At 54.7% G+C, this 17,298-nt stretch carries 17 protein-coding genes; 16 read left to right on the top strand and 1 reads right to left on the bottom strand.

Going from position 1 to position 17,298, the window contains the following annotated elements; translation table 11 throughout:
* Nucleotides 1-121 precede the first annotated feature (121 nt).
* The 14 genes from EJQ19_RS11090 (at nt 122) to EJQ19_RS11025 (ending at nt 13,215) form a co-directional block, all read left to right on the top strand.
* Nucleotides 122-580 (top strand): MarR family winged helix-turn-helix transcriptional regulator, encoded by a 459-nt coding sequence (locus tag EJQ19_RS11090; RefSeq protein WP_241242844.1) that lies wholly within the window; start codon nt 122-124, stop codon nt 578-580.
* Between the two features lie 26 nt (nt 581-606).
* Nucleotides 607-972, top strand: coding sequence for a VOC family protein (locus EJQ19_RS11085; RefSeq protein ID WP_126141275.1), 366 nt, complete (start codon nt 607-609; stop codon nt 970-972).
* Nucleotides 969-1,235 carry a chromate transporter gene (locus EJQ19_RS11080; RefSeq protein ID WP_126141274.1) on the top strand — a complete coding sequence of 89 codons (267 nt, stop codon included), beginning with the start codon at nt 969-971 and terminating at the stop codon, nt 1,233-1,235. Before EJQ19_RS11085 ends, EJQ19_RS11080 begins: the two co-directional genes overlap by 4 nt.
* Nucleotides 1,236-1,258: 23 nt before the next feature.
* Nucleotides 1,259-1,927 carry a CBS domain-containing protein gene (locus EJQ19_RS11075; RefSeq protein WP_126141273.1) on the top strand — a complete coding sequence of 223 codons (669 nt, stop codon included), beginning with the start codon at nt 1,259-1,261 and terminating at the stop codon, nt 1,925-1,927.
* A gap of 15 nt (nt 1,928-1,942) precedes the next feature.
* Complete coding sequence (locus tag EJQ19_RS11070; RefSeq protein WP_126141272.1) at nt 1,943-2,740, top strand: pyruvate, water dikinase regulatory protein; 798 nt, start codon at nt 1,943-1,945, stop codon at nt 2,738-2,740.
* 31 nt (nt 2,741-2,771) lie between these two features.
* On the top strand, nt 2,772-3,740 hold the full coding sequence (glpX, locus tag EJQ19_RS11065) for a class II fructose-bisphosphatase (RefSeq protein ID WP_126141271.1): 969 nt from the start codon (nt 2,772-2,774) through the stop codon (nt 3,738-3,740).
* A gap of 88 nt (nt 3,741-3,828) precedes the next feature.
* Nucleotides 3,829-4,497 (top strand): hypothetical protein, encoded by a 669-nt coding sequence (locus EJQ19_RS11060; protein ID WP_126141270.1) that lies wholly within the window; start codon nt 3,829-3,831, stop codon nt 4,495-4,497.
* 180 nt (nt 4,498-4,677) lie between these two features.
* Nucleotides 4,678-5,763 carry a Gfo/Idh/MocA family protein gene (locus EJQ19_RS11055; RefSeq protein ID WP_126141269.1) on the top strand — a complete coding sequence of 362 codons (1,086 nt, stop codon included), beginning with the start codon at nt 4,678-4,680 and terminating at the stop codon, nt 5,761-5,763.
* A 133-nt stretch (nt 5,764-5,896) separates the two neighbouring features.
* Complete coding sequence (locus tag EJQ19_RS11050; protein WP_126141268.1) at nt 5,897-6,679, top strand: SDR family NAD(P)-dependent oxidoreductase; 783 nt, start codon at nt 5,897-5,899, stop codon at nt 6,677-6,679.
* 344 nt (nt 6,680-7,023) lie between these two features.
* Nucleotides 7,024-8,043, top strand: a complete 1,020-nt coding sequence (locus EJQ19_RS11045; protein ID WP_126141267.1) for a LacI family DNA-binding transcriptional regulator — start codon at nt 7,024-7,026, stop codon at nt 8,041-8,043.
* A gap of 17 nt (nt 8,044-8,060) precedes the next feature.
* Nucleotides 8,061-9,176, top strand: a complete 1,116-nt coding sequence (locus EJQ19_RS11040; RefSeq protein ID WP_126141266.1) for a glycoside hydrolase family 88 protein — start codon at nt 8,061-8,063, stop codon at nt 9,174-9,176.
* A complete protein-coding gene (locus EJQ19_RS11035) occupies nt 9,169-10,317 on the top strand; it encodes a DUF2264 domain-containing protein (protein ID WP_206438401.1) in 1,149 nt (382 codons plus the stop codon). Before EJQ19_RS11040 ends, EJQ19_RS11035 begins: the two co-directional genes overlap by 8 nt.
* 260 nt (nt 10,318-10,577) lie before the next feature.
* A complete protein-coding gene (locus EJQ19_RS11030) occupies nt 10,578-12,233 on the top strand; it encodes a hypothetical protein (protein WP_126141265.1) in 1,656 nt (551 codons plus the stop codon).
* Nucleotides 12,234-12,255: 22 nt separating this feature from the next.
* Nucleotides 12,256-13,215 carry an acetylxylan esterase gene (locus EJQ19_RS11025; protein WP_126141264.1) on the top strand — a complete coding sequence of 320 codons (960 nt, stop codon included), beginning with the start codon at nt 12,256-12,258 and terminating at the stop codon, nt 13,213-13,215.
* Nucleotides 13,216-13,268: 53 nt separating this feature from the next.
* Here the strand turns inward: EJQ19_RS11025 and EJQ19_RS11020 are convergent, their stop codons facing one another.
* Nucleotides 13,269-13,484: a YrzA family protein gene (locus EJQ19_RS11020; RefSeq protein WP_126141263.1), complete on the bottom strand. Its 216-nt coding sequence runs from the start codon at nt 13,482-13,484 to the stop codon at nt 13,269-13,271.
* Between the two features lie 172 nt (nt 13,485-13,656).
* On the opposite strand from EJQ19_RS11020, the gene EJQ19_RS11015 reads away from it, so the two are divergent.
* On the top strand, nt 13,657-15,411 hold the full coding sequence (locus EJQ19_RS11015) for an ABC transporter ATP-binding protein (protein WP_126141262.1): 1,755 nt from the start codon (nt 13,657-13,659) through the stop codon (nt 15,409-15,411).
* Nucleotides 15,395-17,218, top strand: coding sequence for an ABC transporter ATP-binding protein (locus EJQ19_RS11010; protein WP_126141261.1), 1,824 nt, complete (start codon nt 15,395-15,397; stop codon nt 17,216-17,218). Before EJQ19_RS11015 ends, EJQ19_RS11010 begins: the two co-directional genes overlap by 17 nt.
* Nucleotides 17,219-17,298: the final 80 nt, after the last annotated feature.

Here is a 17,298-nt window from a genome sequence, read left to right as displayed (position 1 = left end):
CATATCAGAACAAGAGGAGTAGCTTTTTTTTAAAAAATAGTTGCAATAACATCCTATTTAGCGTATGATGAAATTAGTTGCAATAACACCTTATTTGAACGGGAGAGAGGAGGCCGCTCTTGTGAATCACCATTGGAGCAGGGATCAGCGTACCGAAGCTTCGCACGGTCAGTACATCTCTGCAATCTACCGGCATATGCAGGTCATCATTTCGACCGAACTGGCGCCATATCGGATCGGCAGCGGTCAGTATATCTTTCTGATGGCGATTGCTTCCGGACAGTCCATCACGCAAAAGGCGCTGTGCGAGAAGCTGTACATCGACAAAACGACCACGGCCAAAGCCATTGCAAAGCTGGAATCAGAGGGTTATGTGAGAAGAGAGCCAGATCCGCTCGACAATCGCTATCATCTGCTGTATTTGACGGAAGCCGGCGTCGACGTTGTCCCGAAAGTTCAGGAAGCGCTCAATCGCGTGAAGGCGAAGACGCGCAAAGGCATCTCCGACAGCGAGTACGACCTGCTGATCCGGCTGTTGGATACGGTTTTGACAAACCTCACGGAAGCGGATGACAAATAACGTTAATTTTGAGGAGGTATTCTCTGATGGAAGCAGTTCCTTTTATCGTCCTGGACAATTGCAAAGATGAGATTTTATATTATCAGCGTATTTTTGGCGGTGAAGTCCACATTCTGCGTAGGCAAGGTGAGACCGTGTTTAATGCGGATCTCCACGTGGGAAGCATGGTTTTGAAGTTTGCGGATGTGCAGGCGGCTAAGCCAGTACAGCAAGGTGATTATGTCAGAGTATTTTTGCGAATTGAAACTGAAGAAGCATACCGGCACATTTACGGGAAACTTGCTGACGAAGGAACCATCAATACGGCTGTGTATGAGGCACCCTTCAACGGGCTGCTAGCCATCGTTACCGATCGCAATAGGGTCTGCTGGGTATTGTCATACTATCGGTGAAACGAAAATGGCTGACGGACGAGGAGATAGCCGGTGCTGCTCACGGTTGCGGGGCGGCACCTGGTGGTGTCGGCGTCAACAATTCCGCCATGGCGGGCTATCGGCTCGCGAGATTTGGGGGTGCGCTGATGGCGGTCATCGGCATCGCCTTTTTGAATACAACCTGGAATCCGATGTGTAGTCGGGTGAAAGGTTTTTTTATTTTTATGGGATATAAAACCTTTATTATTTTTGAAACAGCATATATAATGTACAATATATAATTAATAGAACATACTATATAGGGATTAGGACGTTCTTTTGCAGGAAGGAGGGAGCCTCAATCGAGTTAACAGCACGTCAAAGAGAAATTATCGAGCTTGTGGCCAAATTCGCACCGATTACGGGGGACCGGATTGCCGAACTGCTGGGGGTGAGCCGGCCGACGATTCGCTCTGACCTTGCGGTGTTGGTGATGCTGCGTCATATCGATGCCAAACCGAAGGTCGGCTACTTCCTGGGGACAGCGGAGCATCAGGGGCAGTCGCCATACAAAGCGATCGAGACGCTGAAAGTGAAGGACGTCATGAACATTCCGGTCGTTATGCGGGAAACGGGGACGGTCAGCGATGCCATCGTTACGCTATTCCTTGAGAATGTGGGGAGCCTCCTCATTGTGAATCAGGAAGGAGCACTTGTAGGGATCGTTTCCCGCAAGGATTTGCTGAAAGTATCTTTGGGGCAGACGGCCGCAAACGCAATGCCGGTATCCATGGTTATGACCAGGCATCCGAATTTGTTCACCGTCGGTCCGGAAGACAGCGTGCTCGAGGCGGCGCGCAAGCTCATCCACCACGAAGTGGATACGCTGCCGGTTGTGACAAGCGTTCCCGGGCAGGAGCATAACGAAGTCGCAGGGCGAATTACCAAAACAACAATGACCAAATTGCTGCTGGACGTAGCACTGGGAACGTAATCAGGGGGAAGAGGTATGGGGGAGAAAACGATTTTTGTTTGTTCGGATTCCGTGGGTGAAACGGCCAATACGGTCGTCCAAGCTACGATTCGGCAATTCAGCGCAAGTAAGGTTGTTGTGAAAAGATTCGGTTCCATCCGCACCGAGGATGAAGTTCGGCACATCGTAGAGGAAGCGGCGCGTGCAGGCGGTTTTATCGCGTATACGCTGGTGCTGCCGGAGCTGCGTGAGATGATGCGGCAGGAAGCGTTTCGGCTGAATGTCAACGCGATTGATATTATGGGGCCGATGATGCAGGCATTTATCGATACGTTCAAAGATTCGCCGAGCCGCAAGGTTGGGCTTTTATATCAGCTGGATGAAAAGTATTACCAACGCGTGGAAGCTGTAGAGTTCACGGTGAACAGCGATGACGGCAAAGACCCGAGCCTGATGAAGCAGTCGCATATCGTCCTGATCGGGCCTTCGCGCACGTCCAAGACGCCGCTGAGCATGTATTTGGCGCATAAAGGCTACAAAGTGTCGAACTACCCCCTCGTGCCTGAGGTGAAGCCGCCGGATATTTTGTTTGAGCTGGATCCGAAAAAGCTTGTGGGACTGACGATGCATCCTGACAAGCTGATGGCGATTCGAACGGAGAGACTCAAAGCGGTCGGACTTCCGTTCGGGGCCAAGTACGCCACGATGGCGCGAATAGAGGAGGAGCTGGCGTTCGCGCACGAATTATACAAGAAATTGGGATGCATGACGGTAGATGTCAGTGAGAAGGCCATTGAAGAGACCGCAGGGATTATTCTGGCGGACCGATACTAGGTATCGATAAAAATAAAAGGGAGTGGAGCCCATGCTGAGAGATTTGTCGTTGGATATTGTGAGGGTGACGGAGGCGGCTGCGATCGCTTCGGCATACTGGACCGGGAAGGGCAACAAGCATCAGGCTGACGGGGCTGCGACTTCCGCGATGCGGACTACGTTTGGCGAGGTGCCTTTTCGCGGCACGGTCGTGATTGGCGAGGGTGAAATGGATGAGGCGCCGATGCTGTACATCGGAGAATCCGTCGGCAGCGGCACGGGACCGGAATTCGATGTGGCGGTCGATCCGCTGGAGGGGACGGACATTGTAGCGAGCGGCCGCAATAATGCGTTGTCTGTTGTCGCTGTCTCGGAAAAAGGGAATCTGCTCCATGCTCCGGACATGTACATGGAGAAGTTGGCCGTCGGACCGGCGCTTGCCCAGGCGGGCCTTCACTTGGACGACCCGCTCGATATGACGATTCGTAAAGCAGCCGCTTGGCTGAATAAGGACATCAGCGAGCTGACGGTCTCCATTCTCGATCGCGCGCGCCATCTTACGCAAATCAGCACCCTGCGCGAGCTTGGGGTCAAAATCTACCTGCTCAGCGACGGCGATGTCGCCGGGGCGCTGGCGACGGCCTTTCCCGGCACAGGCGTCGACCTGCACGTCGGCTCCGGCGGTGCGCCGGAAGGCGTACTGGCGGCGGCAGCGCTCAAGTGCCTGGGCGGCGACTTTCAGGGCCGACTGCTGCCGGATGGCGAAAGCGAGCTCGCTCGCTGCCGGGCGATGGGGATTGCCGATCCGGCCAAGGTGCTCGGCCTAAAAGAGCTGGTCGGCGAAGCGGATATTTACTTCGCCGCAACGGGCGTCACGCCGGGGGATTTTCTGCAAGGCGTGAAGTTCAGCAAGGAAGCGCGGGCGCAGACGCATTCCGTCATCATGCGCGCGCATACTCGCACCGTGCGCTTCATTCAGTGCGATCACCTGCTGGAATCGTACCAGCGCGGCAGCGCCTAGACGGACAAGAGCGCGGAGATTCGGCTCATGGGCCAAGTTCCTTTTTGCATATACTCTGGTGAGAAACTGAGGCGAAAAGAGGGATACCATGAGTCAGGCATCGATTGACTTTATTGCGCTCGTCCGCAGCTGCATTCCCGAGGAGGCGGAAATCGTCACGCTGCTTCAGGATGGGGCCCCCGCGGCAATCCTGTACGGCGACGTGGACCGCGACGGGCAGCCGGAAATTACGGCGTTGTATCGCTATTTGGACGGCACTTATTTATTTTCCTTAAAAGAATATGGCGGCAATTGGTTTCCGATCGGTTCGGCGGCGACAGGCAGGCGGCAGGGGCTGCGCGATTTTATCGCGGCACCGGTTTCCCGCAAGGAGGGCTGCGACCTCATCATCGGTTGGCAGCGGGACGACGGCTCGGCGGCGGAGCTGGACATTGTTTCCTGGACGGAGACAGGGTTCCAACGGCTGATTCCGCACGGCACGACGTATCATCACCTGGAAGTCGAGGATATGCCGACGAGAGGCGTGCAGGACGGTGTATGCGAGCTGGCGATATGGCTGCGGGAGCAGGGGCAGGCTTTCCGGGTCGATACATACCGCTGGGAGCCGTACCGGCTCGTGCCGGCGGAGGATACGCATTCACACTATTTTCAGAAGGTCGCCCGTTATTATGAGGCGTTAGTGGAAGAACAGCCAGATCGGGCGGAGCTGTATCGGGGATATTTGGAGGAAGCCAAACGGAAGTTGTCTCATGATTAGCGGTACACACAGCTGGAGGGCCGGAAAGGGCTCTCTGGCTTTTTCCTTTGTGATGCGTGTCGTGATATCTGACTGAATCTGTCCGAAACTCACACTAAAATTGAGCGATTACCTATGCTACATTAAGGACAGATGTCTTTATATTAGATAACTATCTTATACCAAGCTGGAGGTATCCTCATGTCACGTAAGTATCGTATTGGCATTATCGGCTGCGGAGGTATTGCAAACGGCAAGCATCTGCCAAGCCTTGCGAAATTAAACAATGTAGAGCTGGTCGCGTTTTGCGATATCGTTCCCGAACGAGCGGAGAAGGCTGCAGCGCAATATGGCGTTGAAGGCGCTGCTGTCTGCGAAGATTATCGCGATGTGCTAAAGGACGCGAGCATCGATATTGTCCACGTCCTGACACCCAACATTTCTCACGCTGAAATTTCTATCGCTGCACTGGAAGCCGGCAAGCATGTGATGTGCGAGAAGCCGATGGCGAAGACGGCTGCCGAAGCGCAGGCCATGGTGGAAGCGGCCAAACGTACAGGCAAAAAGCTCACTGTCGGCTACAACAACCGGTTCCGTCCGGATAGCCAGCATTTGAAAAGCATTTGTGCTGAAGGAGGGCTTGGCCACATTTACTTCGCGAAAGCGCATGCCATTCGCCGACGCGCGGTGCCGACATGGGGCGTATTCCTGGATGAAGAGAAGCAAGGCGGCGGACCGCTGATCGATATCGGCACGCACGCGCTTGATCTTACACTCTGGATGATGGACAACTACAAGCCGAAGGTTGTACTTGGCACGAAATACCATGAGCTGTCTTCTACCGAAAACGCTGCCAATGCCTGGGGACCTTGGGATCCAAGCAAATTTACCGTGGAAGATTCCGCTTTCGGTATGATCGTCATGGAAAATGGCGCAACCATCATGCTGGAATCCAGCTGGGCGCTGAACACACTGGAAGTCGATGAGGCGAAATGCTCGCTCAGCGGTACGGAAGGCGGCGCCGATATGAAAGGCGGACTGCGTCTCAACGGCGAGAAGCACAGCCGTCTGTATACGACGGAAGTGGAATTGAACGCAGGCGGCGTTGCTTTCTACGACGGCAAAACGGAAAGCGCGGCCGACGCTGAAATGCGCGCCTGGATCAATGCGATTGACACGGATACAGAGCCGGTCGTCACGCCGGAGCAAGCGTTTGTCGTCTCGCAAATTCTTGAAGCGATTTATGAATCGGCTCGTACGGGCAAAGCGGTATACTTGAATCAGTAGAAAAGCGAGATCTCGACTTCCCTAGCGGGGAGACGGGATCTTTTTTTCACATTTGAAAATGGTTGGGCGCATGGAGTATGCTTTGAGAGAACGTTTTTTAGGCGGAAATCAGTTGAAAGAGGGAGCGAGTACGATGGAGCTGGGATTACAGGGGAAAGTCGCATTAATTACGGGAGGCAGCCGGGGCATCGGCCTTGCGACGGCGATCGCATTGTCGCGCGAAGGGGCCAAAGTGGCGATTGTTGCGCGGAATGAAGAGCAGTTGGAAGAAGCGGCCATTCAGATTGCCAATTTGACCGAAGGCGAGGTGCTGGCGATTCGGGCGGATGTTACGAGCGAAGCGGATTGCCAGCGGGCTGTGGAGCAAACGGTTGCGGAGTTCGGCAGCCTGAACATTTTGGTCAACAATGCCGGGACGGCGAATGCGAAGCCGTTTGAGCAGGTGGAGACGGAGCTGTGGCAGCAGGATCTGGATTTGAAATTGTTCGGAGCGGTGTTCTGCTCTCGCCATGCGGTTCCGCATATGCGCCAGGCGGGCGGCGGCGCGATTGTGAATATCACGACCTCGGCGGCCAAGACGCCTGCGGCGTCTTCCCTGCCGACGACAGTCAGCCGCGCAGCAGGCATGGCGCTGACGAAGGCCATGAGCAAGGATCTCGCGAAGGATAACATTCGCGTGAACACGGTTGGTATCGGGCTGATCCGCAGCGATCAGATCGAGAAGGTGTGGAAGCGCGTCGCGCCCGAGCTGACGTGGGACGAGTTTGCCCGCGAGCCGCGGCATAACATCCCGCTTGGCCGAATCGGGGACACGGAAGAGGCGGCGAACGTGATTACGTTCCTCGTCTCGGATGCGGCTTCTTATGTCACCGGCACGTCGGTGAATATCGACGGCGGCTCTGGAGCCGCGTTATAAAAGAACGAGAAACGCCCTTGATTGTGCAAAAGCAGCACATCAAGGGCGTTCGTATTTGGCAGGGGCTTCACGTCACGGTTTTACGCTCTGCGCTTCTTCCTTAGATACCAGACGATCTCAGAGATCGCGTCACGGATCGAAACGTTGGAGCGGAATGTAAGTGTCATTGTCATAAGCAAGAAACCTCCCTGGTCATGAAGAATGTAAGCTTGGATAGTACTACGTAGCGAAAACCGATTTGGTTTTATTTTTTTTTGTCGACATTTTAAGACTTGACAGGTTAAACGTTTCACATTAAGCTAAAAGGGAAGTTAAACGTTTAACAAAATAGCGGAGTTGAATCCATGAGCAAAACTAAACCTGTCACTATTGTAGAAGTGGCCGCCGCCGCTGGCGTCTCGATTGCCACCGTCTCCAATGTGTTGAATCGAGGTGGAATCAGGTCGTCCCAAGAGACGATCCGCAAAGTCGAACAGGCTGCCGAGCAGCTCGGCTACCGCCGCAACACGGTCGCCGCCGGTCTGAGCCGCAGCAAAACATTTGAAATCGGCCTCATAATTCCCTCATTCGGCGGATACTACGGTAACCTAGCGGAATATTTGCAGCTTGAAGCCTACAATGCCGGGTATCATTTGTCAGTGTTCACATCCGGCTGGTTCAACCCTCTAATTGAGCGTAAAAATATTGAGGTGCTGCTTCAGCGCCGAGTCGACGGTCTGATCTGCCACGGTCTGGCGATGGGGCAGGAGTCCACGCGATCTTTGGTCAATAACGGGACGCCGCTTGTCATGATCAACGGCTGGGGCTGGCCGGCGGATATTGCGGTCGGCGCCGTCAATCTCGGTTTTGCCGGCGCGTGCCGGGATTCCGTCGCATTGCTCGTGGAACGAGGCTGCGATTCGCTGATTTATGTAGGCAGCAAACGCTCCAGTGTCATTAATGAGCAGCGTCTGCAAGGTTTTTACGCCGGCCTCGCGCAGCTTGGCCGGGATATCCCATATCAAGTTGTCGACAACTGGGAAGTCGATATCGAGGTAATCTTGAGAGACAGCCTGGCAGGCGCTTCGGAACGAGTCGGCCTCGTCGCCTTCGATGACGTTGTCGCATTGAAGGTCGTGTCCGCTGCGAACAAGCTGGGCATCCGCATCCCGGAACAGCTTCAGATTACCGGGATTAACAACGACATTATGGCGGAGATCAGCTATCCTGCCATATCCAGCTGGAGCATTCCGTATCCGCTGCAGGCGGGAACCGCGATTAATAAGCTGCTGCACGCCTTCGGGCAGCAGGATGTGCGTACAGAGGAACGCGAGTTCGAGGTTCCGCTCTCTTTTATCGAACGGGAAACAACTAAATTCATGTAAATGGAGTGACCTAACCCATGTGGAAACAAGCGATTGAAGAAGCTCTGCACAAAACAAAATTGAACATTGAACGTTTCGGCGACCAGTTCCCGCACGTCAGTGAGAACGATACTTATCAGCTCAATCCGAATACGGAGTGGACCGACGGCTTCTGGTCGGGCATTCTGTGGCTGAGCTACCAATATTCCGGCGATCCGGCTTTCAAAGCGGCTGCTGAACGCACCGTGGCAAGCTTCAAACAAAGAATTGAGAACAATGTGGCGTTGGAGCATCATGACATCGGTTTCTTGTACTCGTTATCCTCGAAAGCGCAATGGATTATTGAGCGTGATGAGGCTGCGAAGCAGTTGACCATCCAAGCCGCGGACGTGCTGATGAAGCGTTGGAGACCGAAAGGCCAATATATTCAGGCTTGGGGACCGGAGGGCCATCCGGATAACGGCGGACGCATTATTATCGACTGCTTGCTGAATCTTCCGCTGCTATATTGGGCTTCCGACGTAACCGGCGATCCGAAATATAGAGAAGTTGCCGAAATTCATGCGGATCTCAGCCGCCGCTATCTGGTGCGCGGTGACGATTCTTCCTATCATACATTCTATTTCGACCAAGAGACCGGCGAACCGCTGCGCGGCGGCACACATCAAGGCTACAGTGACGGTTCCACATGGACGCGCGGCCAATCTTGGGGCATCTACGGTTTTGCGCTTTCCTACCGCTACACGAAAAACCCGCTCTACCTTGAAACTGCGAAGCGTTTGGCACGCTACTTCTTCGAGCGGTTGCCGGAAGACAACGTCGTGTACTGGGATTTCAACGCGCCGGTCAACGCAGAAACCAAACGCGACAGCTCTGCATCCGCGATCGCATCCGCAGGGGCGCTAGAAATTTTGGAGCACCTGGCTGCTGATGACCCGGACCGCGCTTTCTTGGAAGAAGGCATTCAAAAATCAATGACAGGCCTGATCAAGTCCTACACCAGCCCGAAAGACGCGCAAGGCTTTATCGAACGCGGTTCATACAGCGTTCGCGGCGGCGCAGCGCCTGACGATTATATGATTTGGGGCGACTACTACTTCTTGGAAGCGCTCGTTCGTTTGGAAAAAGGCATACACGGGTACTGGTATGAGTAAGCTGAGCGAAACTCGTGGGTACTGGCTGTCCACGATGCAGCGAATTGCCGGTCCCGTGCTGGAAGCGTTGGCGAACCGCAAGCTCCGTGCCACCATGCCGGTGGAGTGCCAAAAAGAGGAGCAGGCCTTGTACACGCATCTGGAGGCGTTCGGCCGCACGCTGGTCGGCATTGCGCCATGGCTGGAGCAGCCCGCGCACGATGCCGCGGAAGAAAAGCTGCGCCTGCGCTATGTAAAACTAGCGCAGGACGCGATGGATGCGGCGACAGACCCGGAGTCGCCGGATTTCTTGAACTTCGCCACGGGCTTTCAGCCGATCGTGGACACGGCTTTTCTGTCGCACGCCATCCTGCGTGCGCCGAACGCGCTGTGGCGCGGCCTCGAGCCGCGCGTGCAGCGCAATCTCGTGCAAGGGCTGAAAGCGTCGCGGACGCGCAAGCCCGGCTTCAACAACTGGCTGCTGTTCGCAGCCATGACAGAAACAGCGCTTCGCCTCATGGGCGAAGAGTGGGACCACATGCGCGTCGACTACGCGCTGAGGCAGCATGAGCAGTGGTACCTCGGCGACGGTCTTTACGGAGACGGAGTCGAGTACCACGCGGATTATTACAATGCCTTCGTGATCCAGCCGATGCTGGTGGACATCATCGAGCAGGTTGGCGGCGAGTATGCTGAGTGGGGCGCGATGCGCGGGAAGCTCATCGCCAGAGCGCAGCGCTACGCGGCGGTGCAGGAGCGCATGATCTCGCCGGAGGGCACGTTCCCGCCGATCGGCCGCTCCCTCGCGTATCGCTTCGGCGCGTTCCAGTCGCTCGCGCAAACGTCGCTGCGCGGCGAGCTGCCGCGGGAGGTCGCGCCGGCGCAAGTGCGCTGCGCGCTCACCGCGGTCATCCGCCGGCTGATTGAAGCGCCCGGCACGTTCGACGAGAATGGCTGGCTGCGCATTGGCCTGTGCGGCCACCAGCCCGAGGTCGGCGAGCCTTACATTTCCACAGGCAGCCTGTACTTGTGCTCGGCCGTGTTCCTGCCGCTCGGCTTGCCCGAGAACGATCCGTTCTGGCAAGCCGAAGATGCGCCATGGACAGCGCAGAAAGTGTGGGCCGGCCAAACAGTTGCGATCGATTCCGCCTACAAGGAATAGCAGAAAAGAGCGCCTGGTTTCCAAGGGGAACCGGCGCTTTTTCACGCTTCGCTTCATGCAAAGTTATTCACGGATAACCCTAAAAGGTAATTGTGGATAACTTTCAGCTGACGGAGGCTGGGCGTTCGATGCAAAACGTTTGCATTGACGCTCCATCCATTTCGTTTTAAACTTAGTAATGAAACGTTTCAGCACTTTACTGCGATAACGAACCGACTTTCGAAAACGTTATCAAGGAGATGATCGAGGAGATGACAGCGGTGACGACGAGTTTGCAGCAGCGTCAGGACGAACTGACAGCCCGTATAGCGGCTGCAGCGTTTCAGAAGCCCGAGCTCAGCCACGGGTATTTATTCGAGAATGATATTCGGGACAATTTCTACTATGCGTCCTATTTGTTTGCCGCAGCGGTGAATCCGGCGATCGCTTTTGACGGTGATCGGAAGGAAGCCAAAGAGAAAGCGGAGCGGGTTCTTATCCGCGTTATCGCCCTCCAAGACCAACAGCCGGCGAGTTCCACCTACAGCCACTGGCCGTTGAATTTGCGCCCGACGCCGCAAGAGGCATCCAAGAACACGCTCCCTGTGGAGTTGATGGGCAGCTTGATGGTGTATTTTACAGACCGCTACGCCCAACAGATGAGCGGAGAGCTGAAAGATACCATGGAGCAGGCCCTTTTCCATGTCTATAGAGGCCATTTCTATCGCAAGCCGATGGATCACTATAATCACCACGAAGCGAAGTATACGGCGGCGAAGCTCATTTTCGGACAGCGCTATCAAGACAGCGCACTGTTCGAGGACGGCTTGCAAAGCCTGCGGGCGACCTACCGCCGCGTAACGACGGAGGGTATGCCGGAGTACGGAGCGCTGCCGTGGTTCTGGCACTGGGTGCAGGCATACACCTGCGCGTGGACGCTGATGCAGGATCAGGCGGTGCGCAAGGAGCTGGGCCATCTTCTCGATTGGCTCTGGCAGTATCGCGCAACGTATTATCTCGGCGGCGCCTGGGTCGGTCCGCACTCCCGCATCTGGCCGCACGACATGCCGCAGGATACGAACGTGCTGCACGATTACGTGCAGTTCGGCGATTTTACGCTGCCGGAGGCGATGCCGCGCACCGAGTATGCAGGCTTCTTGGTCTATGAAGCGAACGCAGCCACGCGGCAGCTCGCGCTCCAACGGCAGGAAGTCCTGGAAATCCGGCGCCTCGTGCCAAAAGGGTATGACAGCCGCCATCTGCCGGGGGATCACCTGCACAGCTACGTCTACCGGACGGAGCATGCAGCCGTCGGCGGTATCTACGAGCAGGTACGCGAGTTTGACAACGAGCAGCACCGCTGGGACGTCGCGCTTCCGCTGGACAGCGTGCAGGGTGTGAACCATGCCTATTTTTTCCATCCGGATCAGGAAGCACCGGATGACTATCGCCACCAGAGCGAATACAGCGAAGTCTGTTTCCATCGGGGAACGGTAATGGCCTCCTATGATATTCCGGCCGACAAACCGGCGTATATCAAGGGCTGCTTGTCGCTTGGCGAGTGGACGGAGCGCGAGAGCGCCATGTTCGGGCGCTGTGGAAAAGTCTACCTAGCGGTTTATCTGATGCAGCCGTATACCTGCGAAGTGCTGGCCGACCGCCGTGCGTTGCGCAGTGAAGGAAGCCGCAACGCTGTCGTTGTCGAAGTGATCGACGCGGTCACTGCTTCTGCGCTTGGCGCTGACACTGTCGAAGCGCTGGCGGCATCCCTGCAGGATAGACGGCCGCAATTTTCGTTGACGGCCGAAGACCAATTGAACATCGTATACACCGATACGTCAGGTGACACCATTGTTTTTGAAAGCGGCCCATCGTCGACACCTCAGCGAAGCATTAACGGCATTGCCGTCAGCTTTGAAGCATATACGGTCGCTTAATTTATAGAAAAGAGGATCCATCATGCCAACAGTTGATATGCCATTGGAGAAACTTCTGAAGTATGAGGGCGTGAACCCGCGTCCAGCTGATTTTGATGCGTACTGGGAACGCGCGATTGCGGAGATGAAAGCCGTCGATCCGCAAATCGAGCTGGTTCCAAGCGAGTTCCAAGTTCCATTCGCGGAATGCTTCGATTTGTATTTCACAGGAGTCAAAGGCGCGCGCATTTACGCCAAATATATTCGTCCTAAGCACGCGACGGAGCCGCATCCGGCGATTGTGCAGTTCCACGGCTACAGCGGGAACTCAGGCGACTGGACCGACAAGCTGCCGTATGCCGCACTCGGCTACTCGTTCTTCTCGATGGATTGCCGGGGGCAAGGCGGTCTGTCCGAAGATGTGGGCGGCGTCAAAGGCACCACATTGCGCGGCCATATCGTTCGCGGACTCGACGACCATCCGGACAACCTGCTGTTCCGTGACATTTTCCTGGACACGGCCCAGCTTGCGGGCATCGCGATGCGTATGCCGGAAGTGGATCCGGAACGCGTAGGCGCTATGGGCGGTTCGCAAGGCGGTGCGCTGACGATTGCCTGTGCGGCATTGGAACCACGCATCAAGCGCTTGGCACCCGTGTATCCGTTCCTGAGCGATTACAAACGCGTCTGGGACATGGATTTGGCGAAGGACGCATATCAAGAGCTCAAGGACTTCTTCCGCCGCCACGACCCACAGCATAAACGGGAAGAGGAATATTTTACCAAGCTTGGCTATATCGATATTCAAAATTTGGCGAATCGCATCCAAGGTGAGGTTGTCATGGCGGTCGGCCTTGTCGACACGGTGTGCCCGCCGTCCACGCAGTTTGCGGCTTACAACAAAATTACGGCGCCGAAACGCCTCGAGATTTATCCGGATTTCGGTCATGAAGGGCTGCCTGGCTTCAGCGAAATCACGATGCAGTTCATGATGGGTCTTTAAAAAGCAAAGACCACTCTCTGAGACGAGAGTGGTCTTTTAGCGCGCTTTTTCAGCTACACGGCCGATTTCGCTTTAAAATGCACAACGGCGCTGTACAGCATTTTGCCGGCGTTCGGGTCAAAGACGACCTGGTGCGAAATCGCATGTACGTCCAGCAGCAGCGCTTTATTGTTCTCGATTTGCTCGTTAATTTGACGCTCGACCACGCGCAGATCATAGGCTTGAAACCATTCGATTTTCGTTTCCATCCGGTCCAAAATAAATTCCATGTGAAGGCTCCTCCCTGCAAATGCCTAAGTAAAGATACGCTATTTATCCTATTATAACGTCAATTTCTGATATAGGAAGTGCCTATAAATCGGCGTATACTGAAAGGGTATTTCAAGGCGGGAGGCAGTACGAGTGACGAAGAGCATAAACCAACATAGGAAGTGATGACCTTTGAAACCTACACGGTTACTTATCGATTTTCTGTTGAAAAGATGGCCGTTGTATGTGACAGCAGCTTTACTCATTTCGATCGGGAATATCGTGCATTCGTATTATCCGAAGCTGCTGGGCGCGTTTACCGACGAGCTTCAAAAGGGCGGGCTCAGCAAGTCGCTCATCGTGAGCTATAGCTTGCAGCTGCTGCTGATCGGCTTGACTTACGGAATCCTGGTGGCGATCGGCCAATATTTGATCATGCGCAGCGGCCGACGGTTTGAGTTCGAAGCGCGGAACCGACTGTTCGATCATTTTACGAAGCTAGGTGCGACGTTCTATTCCAGCAACGGGGTCGGCAAGCTGCTCAGCTACGTGATGAACGACGTCACCGTTGTTCGCGAGTCCATCTCGATGGGCATTAACCAGATCGTCAACTCGGTCATTTTGATCGGGGCGGTGATCGTGACGATGCTGTTCAGCCAAATTCCGCTTTATGTCATCGCGGTCAGCATTTTGCCGCTTTTGCTTATTCCGGTGCTGTCCGTAAAATTCCAACCGGTGATCAAGGAGCGTTCGCTGCGGGTTCAGGAATCCTTGGGCAAAATGACGGAATCGGCCGAAGAACAGTTCGGCGGCATTCGCGTCACCAAAAAATTCGCAGTAGAAAACATCATGAAGCGCCGCTTCGGAGAGACAGTCGACCGGATTCGGGATAACCAGCTTCGGCTGGTGCGGCTTTCTTCGCTGTTCGAAGCGCTGATTCCGTTTCTCGGCGCACTGTCCCTCATCGTGGCGATCGCGTTCGGCGGCTACTTGACGATTCATGGCGGCATTACCATCGGCGCTTTCGTCGAGCTGACGCTTTACATTCGGATGATGGTAAACCCGTTGCAGCAGATTGGACGCGTCATTAACGCCCTGCAGCGTTCCAAAGCTTCGCTGGAGCGAATCAACGAGCTGCTCACGATGGAGCCGGAAATCAAGCAAAAGGACGATGCGCTGCCAACGCATCTAGACCAAGAGGAGATTCGCATCGAGCATCTCTCTTTCGCCTATCCGGATGACGAGGATGAAGTGCTGCACGACATTTCCTTGACGATTGAGCCCGGCAAATCGATCGGCATCATCGGCAAAACCGGCAGCGGCAAATCGACGCTGATGAAGCTGATGCTGCGCATCTACGACCCGCCGGAAGGAACGGTGTACATCGGCGACAGCGACATCCGCGATGTGACGGTTGAGAGCTTGCGGAATCAAATCGCTTATGTGCCGCAGGAGGGCTTCCTGTTTTCAACAACCATCCGAGACAACATCGCGTTCTATAAAAGAGAACTGCCGCTCGAATCCGTGGAACGGGCCGCGAAGAAAGCGCAAATTTTACCAAGCATCAAATCGTTTCCGGAAAAATTTGACACCAAACTCGGGGAGCGCGGCGTTACCTTGTCCGGCGGCCAGCGCCAGCGCACAAGTCTCGCGCGCGGTATTATCAAAAACTCGCCGCTCATGATTCTCGACGACAGCGTCAGCGCTGTCGACTCTGTGACGGAGAAGCATATTATCGAGTCGATTCGCAAGGAGCGGAAGGGCAAAACGACCATCTGGATTGCCCATCGTATTTCTGCCTTGAAGCATACGGATGAAATCATCGTGCTGCATGAGGGTCGCATCGTTCAGCGCGGCACGCACGAGCAGTTGCTCGCCCAAGACGGCTTGTATGCTGAACTCTACGCGATACAAGAAGGAGGGGCTGAAGATGTCCAAGCGGAATAAACCCGATGCTCAAAGTTTCAAAGAAGCGGGAAGTTCGTTCCGGTTCCTGGCTTCATATGCGAAGCCGCACGGTTGGACGTTTGCCGGTGTCGTAGCTTGTGCGTTACTGGGCATCGCGGCCGATCTGTTCCAGCCCTACCTCGTCAAAATCGCCATAGACGACAACTTGATGATCGGAAAAAACGATTACCGAGCGATTGTGATGATCTGCTTGTTTTATGCAGGGCTGTCGCTCAGTTCCCTGTTCTTCTCATATTTGCAAAACAACCTGCTGCAATTTGCCGGCCAAAGCATCGTCGCCAAAATCCGCAAAGATTTGTTCGCGCACATTTTCAAGCAGTCGATGTCCTACTACGATCGCACGCCGAGCGGCAGTCTGATTACGCACGTGTCCAGCGATACGGAAACGATCAACACATTTTTTACCCAGGTCTTATTGAGTCTCGTTCGTGACAGCATGACGCTCGTCTTCATCATTGTCATGATGTATCATCTGGACCCGACGCTTACCCTGTACAGCATGATCGTCATCCCGATCATCGTGCTGATCGCCGTGCTGTTTCGCAAATACATTCGCAGAACGTATCAATACGCCCGCACGCAGCTGTCACAGATGGTCGCTTTTACCGCGGAGAATTTGTCAGGCATGCACTTGATTCAAGCTTTTCACCAGGAAAAGGAACAGATGGACCGGTTCGCTGACAAAAATATGAGTTATCTCCGGGCAAATTTGCGCGAAATCCGGATGTCGGTGATGTTCAACCGTTCATTTGACATTCTCGGCAATTTATCCGTCGCCTTCATTACGTGGATCGGCGGCATCGCGGTTTTCGACAAAGCGATTGAATTCGGCGTGCTGTATGCATTCATCACGTACATTCGGCAGTTTTTTCAGCCGATCAACAACATTACCCAGCAGTGGAACACATTGCAGTCGACGACGGTGTCCTTGAACCGGATCTGGACGGTGTTCTCGGCACAGCCGGAAGTATCCGACAAAGCGCCAGAGCAGCTCCAGCCGTTGCCGGACATTCAAGGGGAAATTCATTTCAACCATGTGCATTTTGGCTATTTGCAGGATTCGGAAGTGATTTCGGACCTTGAGCTTCATATCCGCCCCGGCGAAATGATCGGCATTGTCGGAACGACAGGGGCAGGCAAAAGCTCACTCATCTCCTTACTATGCCGCTTCTACGATGTGCAGAAGGGCAGCATCCTGCTCGATGGCATCGACATTCGGGATATCGCGCAGGCGGATTTGCACCGGACGATTGGCTTGGTGCAACAGGAGCCTTACTTGTATGCGGGCAGTATCCTGGATAACGTGCGCATGTTCGATGAGGCAATTAGCGAGGAGCAGGTTATGGAGGCTTGCCGACTGGTCGGCGCCGATGCGCTCATCAGCCGCATGAAGGACGGGTACGCGACGCGAATCTCGGAGCGGGGAAGCGGGCTGTCCGCCGGGGAGCGGCAGTTGATATCTTTTGCACGGATTATTGTGTTCCAGCCGAAAGTGCTCATTCTGGATGAAGCGACCGCGAATCTCGACTCCAAGACGGAGCAGCTCATTCAGGAAGCGCTGCACATCGTGGCGGAAGGCCGGACGACGCTGGTTATTGCCCACCGCATTTCAACGATCATGAACGCAGACCGCATCATTGTCATGAGTCAAGGCCGCATCGTCGAAGAGGGCAATCATGCCGAGCTTCTTGCGCAGCAGGGCTATTACGAGCAGCTTTATCTGCACTCACAAGGGCATCTGGCGCACGCGGAAACAGAGCCGAATCGACTATCCAGCCTAGGCTAATGATCAGGTACTAGGAATAGATAGTACTTTTCTTTTCGTCCTTTTCGCTTACAATAGGAAGTAAGTCGAGAGGAGGAAAT

Source organism: Paenibacillus whitsoniae (assembly GCF_003955665.1).
Taxonomy (GTDB): domain Bacteria; phylum Bacillota; class Bacilli; order Paenibacillales; family NBRC-103111; genus Paenibacillus_E; species Paenibacillus_E whitsoniae.
The sequence above is the reverse complement of the archived record's forward strand: the minus strand, read 5'-3'. Positions and strand labels throughout refer to the sequence as shown.

Coding starts and splice junctions, on each gene's coding strand:
- EJQ19_RS11085 (WP_126141275.1), top strand. CDS start 607: ATGGAAGCAGTTCCTTTTATCGTCCTGGACAATTGCAAAGATGAGATT.
- EJQ19_RS11070 (WP_126141272.1), top strand. CDS start 1,943: ATGGGGGAGAAAACGATTTTTGTTTGTTCGGATTCCGTGGGTGAAACG.
- glpX (WP_126141271.1), top strand. CDS start 2,772: ATGCTGAGAGATTTGTCGTTGGATATTGTGAGGGTGACGGAGGCGGCT.
- EJQ19_RS11060 (WP_126141270.1), top strand. CDS start 3,829: ATGAGTCAGGCATCGATTGACTTTATTGCGCTCGTCCGCAGCTGCATT.
- EJQ19_RS11055 (WP_126141269.1), top strand. CDS start 4,678: ATGTCACGTAAGTATCGTATTGGCATTATCGGCTGCGGAGGTATTGCA.
- EJQ19_RS11050 (WP_126141268.1), top strand. CDS start 5,897: ATGGAGCTGGGATTACAGGGGAAAGTCGCATTAATTACGGGAGGCAGC.
- EJQ19_RS11045 (WP_126141267.1), top strand. CDS start 7,024: ATGAGCAAAACTAAACCTGTCACTATTGTAGAAGTGGCCGCCGCCGCT.
- EJQ19_RS11040 (WP_126141266.1), top strand. CDS start 8,061: ATGTGGAAACAAGCGATTGAAGAAGCTCTGCACAAAACAAAATTGAAC.
- EJQ19_RS11035 (WP_206438401.1), top strand. CDS start 9,169: ATGAGTAAGCTGAGCGAAACTCGTGGGTACTGGCTGTCCACGATGCAG.
- EJQ19_RS11025 (WP_126141264.1), top strand. CDS start 12,256: ATGCCAACAGTTGATATGCCATTGGAGAAACTTCTGAAGTATGAGGGC.
- EJQ19_RS11020 (WP_126141263.1), bottom strand. CDS start 13,484: ATGGAATTTATTTTGGACCGGATGGAAACGAAAATCGAATGGTTTCAA.
- EJQ19_RS11010 (WP_126141261.1), top strand. CDS start 15,395: ATGTCCAAGCGGAATAAACCCGATGCTCAAAGTTTCAAAGAAGCGGGA.